An 8,339-nucleotide genomic window follows, 5' to 3' on the forward strand; every position below is an offset into this window, starting at 1 on the left:
GCCGGTGCCGCCTTGGCGGGCCGGCGGGCGGCCACCGCCTTCGGCTTGGCCGGGGCAGCCGCCACCTTGACCTTGACCTCCTGGCGGGCCTTCGGGGGCTCCGCCGGTGCCGGCTGAGCGCCCACCCCGGCCAGGCCGGCAAGATCCCCTACCACGTCCCGCAGGGCCACAGTCTGGGCGGTCAGGGATTCGGCGGCTGAGGCGGATTCCTCGGCGCTGGCCGCCACCCGCTGCACCACCGAGTCCATCTCGGCGATGGCCCGGTTCACCTGATCGATGCCGTCCGCCTGCTCCCGGCTGGCGGCGGAGATCTCGCCCACCAGATCCCCCACCTTCTTGACCCCGTCTTGCACCTTGCCGAAGTCCTGGTTGGTGCGGGCCACCAGCTGCGAGCCCTCCTCCACCTTCTGCACCGTGCCCTCGATGAGGCTGGCGGTATTCTTGGCCGCCTCGGCACTGCGCATGGCGAGGTTGCGCACCTCCTCCGCCACCACGGCGAAGCCGGCGCCGGCCTCGCCGGCCCGGGCTGCCTCCACCGCCGCATTGAGGGCCAGGAGATTGGTCTGGAAGGCGATCTCGTCGATGGTCTTGACGATCTTGGAGGTCTCCTCGCTGGCCTTGTTGATCTCGGCCATGGCCTCGGTCAGCTCCCCCATGCTCCGGGCCGCCTCGCCGACCACGGTGGTGGTCTGGCGCATGATCCCGTCGGCGGCACCGGCGTTCTCGGCGTTGCGGCGGGTCTGGGAGGCCATCTCGGTCATGGACGAGGAAGTCTCTTCGATGCCGGCGGCCTGCTCCGAGGCCCCCTCGGCCAGGGTGCGGCTGCCGGTGCTGATCTCTGCCACCGCAGTCGTCATCTGCTGAGCCGCGGTGGCCAGGTGCTCCACCGCCTGCCCCAGCGCGCCGCTGACCCGGCGGATGATGAGGGCGGCGGCGGCCAGGGCCGCCGCCAGGGCCACGGCCGTGAGCACGATCAGAATCAGCTGCGCGCCGCGGGTGTGCTCCCGGAAGCCGGCGCCCTCTTCGGCCACCATGGCCTGGATTCTGGCGTGCAGGGAGCTCAAGATCTTGTCCATCTCCCGGGCCTTGGCAACGGCCGGGGCCATGAGATCGTCGGCCTTCTGGGGGGTGAGGCTGGCGTCTGCCTTCACCGTGCCGGCCACCTCGCCATACACGGCCAGGTAGCCCTCCAAGAGGGCCTGCAGGCTTCCCACCGCCTCTCGGTCCTGGGCCGACAGGTCCTCGTCGACGGCCACCACGGCCTGCAGGGCGGCAACCGCCTCCCTGGCCTCTGCTGCTGCCTGGCCGTGCTCCTTCACGGCCTGCTCCATCTTGTCCCGCTGGCCGATGCGCAGGAAGAGGCTCTTCTCGAAGCGGCGCATGGCAAGCACACCCATCCGGGCCCGGTCCACCTGCACCAGGGCCGGCACGTCCTGGTCCAGAAGCAGCCCGACCTCCTGCAGGTTGTCGTCAAACTCGAAAAACGTGAACCCGCCCAGCCCCAGGACGACCACGATCACCAGGCCAAAGCCACTGAAAAGAAGCTTCCGCACCGAAACCGTACCCTTGCCCATTGTGCCTCCCTCCTTGCACGCTGTTGCGGGCAGACATGACGGCAACTGCTGGCACCGTCTCCTCCGCCGGAATCCCTTCCCACCATTGTACGGCCCGCCGGCCCTCTTCTGTCAAACCGAAAAAGGACGCCGGCCGCAAGGCCGCAAAGCCCGGCAGGAGGCCAGCGAGCGGGCGGAAGCGTCCGCTCAGCCCCGGGCCTTGGTCAGCTCTTCGAGCACCGCTCGGACCAGGGTGCCGTCCGCCTGCTGGCCGAAATGCTTCATCACCGGGCCCATGGCCTGCATGGGGCCCTTGAGCTTGGAGAGATCGACGTTGGCGGTGACCCAGGCGGCGATGGTCTCCCGGCTGGCCATGGCCGGCAGGTAAGATTCCAGGGCCGCCAGATACGGGGATGAAGCCTCCTTCTTCAGCTCCAGGGTGTAGCGCTCGCTCTTCACCAGGCCCCGGATCACCCCCAGGATGTCGCTGTCGGTGATCTCCTCGGGCCGCTTGGGCCGGGTGGTCTTCTTGCCGCTTTCCAGGGTGATGGGCACCGTGAGCTTGGGAAACTCGCCCATGATGATGCGGATGGTGTTCTTCCGCAGCTCGTCCCGGCCACGGGTGGCGGTCTTGAGGTCCTCCCGCAGCTTGGCCAACAGGGTGAGCCCCAGTCCGGCATCCCAGCCGTAGTCTCTGGTCTCGTCGCTCATGCTTCTCCCTCCTCAAAAAGTGGCCCCGGCCCTGTCCCGGCGTCCCAGGAGCACCACCGCCTGGGCGGCGATCCCCTCCTGCCGGCCGGCAAAGCCCAGGCCCTCGGTGGTGGTGGCCTTGAGGTTGATGCGTGCTGCCGGCACCTGGCAGGCGGCCGCCAGCACCGCGGCCATGGCCGGGAAATGGGGGACCAGCTTCGGAGCCTGGGCAATGACCGTGACATCGGCGTTCGCCAGGACAACCCCCTGGCCGTGCGCCAGGGCCATCACCTCTTCCAGGAGGAGAATGCTGCGGATGCCCCGGAAGCGGGGATCGGTGTCCGGGAAATGGCGGCCCAGGTCGCCGGCACCGAGGGCTCCCAGGATGGCATCCATGAGGGCATGGGTGAGGACATCGGCGTCGGAATGGCCGAGCAGGCCATGGGAGTGCGGAATGGTGACCCCGCCCAGGACCAGGGGGCGATCCGTCACCAGGCGGTGGGCATCGAAGCCGGAGCCTACGCGCAGGTCATCGATCATGCTCGCCTGTCGGGACTGGAGCAGGGCCTCGGCCACCAGCAGATCCTCCGGCCGGGTCACCTTGAGGTTGGTCTCGCTGCCCGGCACCACCGCCACCGGCACCCCCAGGTGCTCCAGCAGGGCGGCTTCGTCGGTGGCCGCAAAGCCGGTGGCCGCGGCCCGGGCAAAGGCCGCCTCCAGAAGCGGCCGCCGGGCTGCCTGGGGGGTCTGGGCCTGCCACAGCCCGCTGCGGTCGACGGTGGCCTGGATGCGCTCGCCGGCCACTGCCTTCAGGGTATCCTTCACCGGCACCGCGGCGATGGCGGCTCCGTGCTGGCTGGCCGCCGCCAGGCAGGCCCCGATCAGCTCCGGCGTCACCAGGGGCCGGGCGCCGTCATGGACGGCCACCAGCTCCACCGCCGGATCCAGGGCCGCCAGGCCCGCCGCCACCGAATCCTGGCGCTGGGCGCCGCCGGCGACCACCCGGCTGACCTTGGCAAAACCGCCCTGCCGCACCAGCTCCTCGGTGCGCTGGCAATGGTCCGCCGGCGCCACGACCACCACCTCGGTCACGGCCGGCGTGGCGGCGAAGGCCGCCAGGGCATGGGCCAGGAGAGGCCGGCCGGCCAGGGGCAGGAACTGCTTGGGCAGGGGATGGCCCAGCCGCAGGCCGCTGCCGGCAGCCGGGATGATGGCGGCGGCCCTCATGATGGCTGGGCGCCGGCAGCGGCCGCCGGCAGGGCAGAAGGAATATGGAGCGGGCTATAAGCCGAATTCTGTATCCACCCGCGGGTGGACCATGATCATTTCTCTGGGATGCCGGTCACCCGGCACCTCGTGCGACCGACCCGGAAACATCGGACGGGCAGCCCTCAAGCGTTTCCCTATTTGGTCTTGCTCCAGGTGGGGTTTGCCATGCCCTCCGTGTCACCACGGAGGCGGTGAGCTCTTACCTCGCCTTTTCACCCTTACCGGCCGCAAGCAGCCGGCGGTATGTTTTCTGTGGCACTTTCCTTAGGGTTGCCCCCAGTTGGTGTTACCAACCACCCCGCCCTGTGGAGTTCGGACTTTCCTCCGGCAAGAGCGCCGGCGATCATGCACCCGCTCCATAAAGAGAATATCGAATGTCCAACAAGGAATGTCCAACCGAAGAAGGGACCGGTTGGGCTCTTTCCGGAAAGATCAACTTCCTGTCCCTTCGATATTGGACATTCCTTGTTCGAAATTGGCTAGTTGCTTTTCGATCTCCCCGCCTCCCGGACTGCCCGGTTCGCCAACGCGTCCGCGGCCTGGTTCTGCTCTCGGGGCACGTGCCGGACCTCGTAGCGGGCAAAGCGCCGCAGGCGGGCCATGACCTGGGCATAGAGGGGCTGGAGCTTGACGTCCTTCACCCGATAGACACCAGCCACCTGGCGGGCCAGAAGCTCCGAGTCCACCCGCACCAGGACCTCCTGCGCGCCCAGCCGACTGGCCTCGGCCAGGCCCAGGAGCACGGCCTGGTACTCGGCGACGTTGTTGGTGCAGATGCCGAGAAAGCGGCTGACCTCCGCCAGCCGGTTGCCCTGGGCGTCCTCGATCACCGCCCCGGCGCCGGCTGGCCCGGGGTTGTTCTTGGAGGCGCCATCCGTGGAGATGGTCAGCCGGCCGATTGGTGCTGCCGGCTTGGCCGCAGGGAGGGGGGCTGGCGCCTCCTCCCGGCTGCCGGCCCCCTGGCGCAGGAGCTGGCGGATGTGCGCCGGGGCGGCGTCCGGGAAGTATTCGCCCAAGAGGCTGTCCGGCAGCCGGCCGGCGAGGACGGCCAGCACCGCTGCCAGGGTGGGAGCTTCCGGGGCGCTCACGCCTGGTCCGCCGCCGGATCCTGATAATAGATGATGCGCTGGCAGTTGGGGCAGGCGATGAGGGCGGTGGCCCGCATGAGCTGATTGAACAACTGGGGCGGCAGGTTCATGAAGCAGCCCTGGCAGACCCCCCGCACCACGGGCACCGTGGCCATGCCGTTGCGGCGGTGGCGCAGCATCTCGTACTTGGACAGAAGCTCCCTTGAAACCTCGTCCTGTTTGCGGCCGCGCTCCTCGGCGAGATCCGCCTTCCGGACCGCCAGCGCCGCCAGCTCTTCCTGGACGCGCGTCTCGTCCTGCCCGAGCAGAGCCTCCTCCTCGGCGCAGTGGCTCTCCTCTTCGGTCAGGCTGGCTGCCAAGCGCTCCGCCTCGTCCATCAGGCCCAGGACCTCTTCCTCCCGTCCCCGGTTGGCCTTCTTGGCGTCCTCGATCTCCTTGAGAAGGCTCTGATGCTCCCGGTTGGTCTGCACCCGCATGAGCTTCCCCTGCCGGTCGCGAATCCGCTCCAGCTCATCCGCGGTCTCGGCCTCCAGCTCCCGTTTCCGGCGGGCAATGGCCTCTCCCCGCTCCTTCAGGGCCTCCACCGCCTGCCGCCGCTCCTCCAGCCGCGTCCGTCTGGCCTCCAGCTCCGCCGGGCCCTTGGCCATCTCCGCTTCCACCCCTTTGATCCGCAGGTCAATCTCCTGCAGCTCCGTGAGCCTCTGGATTTTTTCCTTCAAGGTCTCTCCCTCGCTGGTAGTCCTCATCTCCGGCCCCGGGCCGGAAAACAAAAAAGGCGTAGCCCAACCCGGCTACACCTCGGTCACCCCCCTCGCCGGGGTATCCACCCCGCCGGCAACTGGCACCCTTCTGTCGAGATCCGTGGACAACATGGCGTTTCGTGGTGGGCCCACCTGGACTCGAACCAGGGACCGACCGGTTATGAGCCGGTGGCTCTACCAGCTGAGCTATAGGCCCTGTTCCTTCAGAGGTAAACGCGGATCCTATCCGCAACGCCAGACCTTGTCAACGGGAAAGGATGGGGCGCGGCAGTCGCCTCGCGCCGGTCTGCCGGGGCAGCACGCTTTTCCCTCGACAATTGCGGCAGCCACGAGTAGAGACAGAGTGCCTTTCGTCCCCTCCCCTCCAGACTGGCCAAGTGGATCATGGCACAACCCAAGCTCATTGACCTTGTGGATCGCCTCGCCCCCAGGGAAGGCATGCTCCTGGTGGTGATGGCCGCTGCCGTAGGCGCCGGTACCGGCCTTGCCGCGGTGCTCTTCATCCGGCTCATCGCCAGCATCCAGTCTCTGTGCTACCTCTCGGCCGGCCAGCTGGTGCCGGCCGTCAAGGCCTGGCTGTACCTTCTTGTGCCGGCTGCCGGCGCCCTCATCGTGGGGCCCATCATCACCAACTTTGCCATCGAGGCCAAAGGCCATGGTGTGCCTGAGGTCTTGCAGGCCCTGCTCCTCCGGGGCGGGCGCATCCGGCCGCGGGTGGCCATCGCCAAGATCATTGCCTCGGCGTTGTGCATCGGTACCGGTGGCTCGGCCGGACGGGAGGGCCCCATCGTCCAGGTCGGGTCGGCCCTGGGCTCCTCGGTGGGACAGCTTTTCCACCTCTCCGATGAGCGGATCAAGAACCTGGTGGCCTGCGGGGCGGCGGCCGGCATTGCCGCCACCTTCAACGCGCCCATCGCCGGCGTCGCCTTTGCCACCGAGGTCCTCCTGGGCCAGATGCAGGTGATCATGTTCGGCAACGTCGTCCTGTCGGCGGTGTCAGCGGCCATCGTCAGCCGGGTGTTTCTGGGCGACCGGCCTGCCTTCCAGGTGCCGACCTACACCATGGCCTCGCCCTGGGAGATCCTCCTGTACGGGGCGCTGGGGGTCCTGGCCGCCCTGGTGGGCATCCTCTTCATCCGGATGCTCAACGCCTTCGAGGGGGCCTTCGACCGCTGGCGGTGCAACGACAACCTCAAGCCCGCCGTGGGAGCGGTGCTGCTGGGCCTGGTCGGCCTCATCTATCTGCAGGTGCCGGGCCGCCTCTTTCCCGGCGTCGACGGACTGGAGCCAGGCAGCCCCCTGATCGGCAACATGCCCCATGTTTATGGCTCGGGCTTCCCCTTCATCGAGGAGGTCCTGCAGGGCCGGGCCCCCTTCTGGCTGTTGGCCCTGCTCATCCTGGTCAAGCCTCTGGCCACCTCCTGTACCCTGGGCTCCGGCAACTCGGGGGGCGTTTTCGCGCCGTCGCTCTTCACCGGCGCGATGCTGGGGGGCTTCTTCGGCCATCTGGCCGGCACCTTCTTTCCCCAAATCGCCGGCGAGGTGGGGGCCTATGCCCTGGTCGGCATGGCCGCGGTGTTCTCCGCCACCGCCCGGGCGCCTTTCACCGCCATGCTCATCGTCTTCGAGATGAGCAATGACTACCACCTGATCCTGCCGCTCATGGCCGCCGGCCTCGTCGCTTCGTCCCTGGCCCAGTGGCTCCACCCCGACTCCATCTACACCATGCGGCTGACCAGGCGAGGCATCCGCTTCGACCAGGGACGGGACCTGGATGTCATGCAGGGGGTGGTGGTGGAGGAGGTGATGAACGCCCATCCGGTCACCGTGCACATGGACCAGTCGGTGGCCGAAACCTTCGTCGCCTTTCAGGAGACCCATCTCGTGGGCTTCCCTGTGATGGCCAATGACGAGGACCTCTACGGCATCATCACCTTGCAGGACATGGAGAGGGCCCTGGCCCGGCCGGACGTCAACATCCGCCAGCTCAAGGTGAAGGATGTGGCGACGCCCAGCCCGGTGACCGTCTTCCCGGATGAGCCGGTCTGGTCGGCCATCCGCAAGATGGCCCCCCGGGACCTGGCCCGGCTGCCGGTGGTCTCCCGGCACGCCCCCGGCAAGCTCCTGGGCCTCATCAGCCGCAGCGACATCCTGCGGGCCTACGAGGTCGGCCTCATGCACAAGCAAAGGACCCAGCACCTGCGGGAGCGGATGACGCTGCGGAAGGTCGCCGGCGTGGGGTTCATCGACGTCTGGATCCCCCCGGGATCCCCATGCGGCGGCAAGCGCCTGGCCGACATCCAGCTGCCGGCTGCCGCCACGGTGGTCTCGGTCTCGCGCCAAGGCCAGGTACTGATCCCCCACGGCAGCACTGTCCTGGAAGCCGGCGACCTGGTTACCGTGTTTTGCCAGACCGAGCCGTGCCAGCTGGTTCGGCAAATCCTGACCCAGGGGCCGCTCCCAAGAGCGATCACCCCTTGATCCCCAAGGCCGACCCGGCTATTATTGTCAAGGATTTTTCCGTCCCCTCAAGGGGTTACCTTCGAAAACCGAGCAGTTGTCGACCGCGCCGCCCTCCAGAGGGCCGGTCAGGAGCTTTCCGCATGCAGGGAATGGCTGAAACCCAGCTCTTCGAGGCGTGCACCATTCTTTTCGGCGACCATCTCGACATCAACCGCCAGTTTCTGGAGTATCTGCAGCTGGCCGGGGTGCGCAAGGCCTATCGCCAGCGGGCCCTGGAGACCCACCCGGACGTGATCACCGGCCGTGCCGGCACCCTGGCGCCGGTAGACACCTCCGCCTTCCGTCAGGTGCAGCAGGCCTACGAGGATCTGTCCCGGTACCTGAAGGCCCGGGAACAGGGCTTTGTCTTCCACGGCCCCCCCCCCCACGCCGCTCCCCGCCGCCGGCCGCACTCCGCCTCGGAGTGGCGGCAGGCCGCCGGCCGCAGCTCGCGGCCCGGCCAGCCCGGGCCCGGC

The 8,339-nt window shown here is 68.3% G+C and carries 7 protein-coding genes, 1 tRNA gene and 1 other RNA gene; 2 read left to right on the plus strand and 7 right to left on the minus strand.

Annotated elements, in window-relative coordinates; all coding sequences use genetic code 11:
- The 7 genes from AB1634_17690 to AB1634_17720 all read right to left on the minus strand — a co-directional run.
- Nucleotides 1–1,574, minus strand: a 1,574-nt coding sequence (locus AB1634_17690) for a methyl-accepting chemotaxis protein (protein ID MEW6221349.1), incomplete at its 3' end; no start/stop codon positions are given.
- A gap of 186 nt (nt 1,575–1,760) precedes the next feature.
- Complete coding sequence (locus AB1634_17695) at nt 1,761–2,264, minus strand: GatB/YqeY domain-containing protein (protein ID MEW6221350.1); 504 nt, start codon at nt 2,262–2,264, stop codon at nt 1,761–1,763.
- 12 nt (nt 2,265–2,276) lie between these two features.
- Nucleotides 2,277–3,470: a 2-C-methyl-D-erythritol 4-phosphate cytidylyltransferase gene (gene ispD, locus AB1634_17700; GenBank protein ID MEW6221351.1), complete on the minus strand. Its 1,194-nt coding sequence runs from the start codon at nt 3,468–3,470 to the stop codon at nt 2,277–2,279.
- A gap of 41 nt (nt 3,471–3,511) precedes the next feature.
- Nucleotides 3,512–3,871: RNase P RNA component class A (gene rnpB, locus AB1634_17705), an RNA gene on the minus strand.
- A gap of 120 nt (nt 3,872–3,991) precedes the next feature.
- Nucleotides 3,992–4,600 carry a ribonuclease HI family protein gene (locus AB1634_17710; protein MEW6221352.1) on the minus strand — a complete coding sequence of 203 codons (609 nt, stop codon included), beginning with the start codon at nt 4,598–4,600 and terminating at the stop codon, nt 3,992–3,994.
- The gene (locus AB1634_17715) at nt 4,597–5,319 is read right to left on the minus strand and encodes a C4-type zinc ribbon domain-containing protein (GenBank protein MEW6221353.1); all 723 of its coding nucleotides are present in this window, start codon (nt 5,317–5,319) and stop codon (nt 4,597–4,599) included. Before AB1634_17715 ends, AB1634_17710 begins: the two co-directional genes overlap by 4 nt.
- A 162-nt stretch (nt 5,320–5,481) precedes the next feature.
- A tRNA-Ile gene (locus AB1634_17720) sits at nt 5,482–5,557 on the minus strand.
- 188 nt (nt 5,558–5,745) lie between these two features.
- Here AB1634_17720 and AB1634_17725 point away from each other — a divergent pair.
- The gene (locus AB1634_17725) at nt 5,746–7,842 is read left to right on the plus strand and encodes a chloride channel protein (GenBank protein ID MEW6221354.1); all 2,097 of its coding nucleotides are present in this window, start codon (nt 5,746–5,748) and stop codon (nt 7,840–7,842) included.
- A 122-nt stretch (nt 7,843–7,964) separates the two neighbouring features.
- Nucleotides 7,965–8,339: DnaJ domain-containing protein (locus AB1634_17730; GenBank protein ID MEW6221355.1), on the plus strand; the 375-nt coding region annotated here is incomplete at its 3' end.

Source organism: Thermodesulfobacteriota bacterium (genome assembly GCA_040755095.1).
Classification (GTDB): Bacteria; Desulfobacterota; Desulfobulbia; order Desulfobulbales; family JBFMBH01; genus JBFMBH01.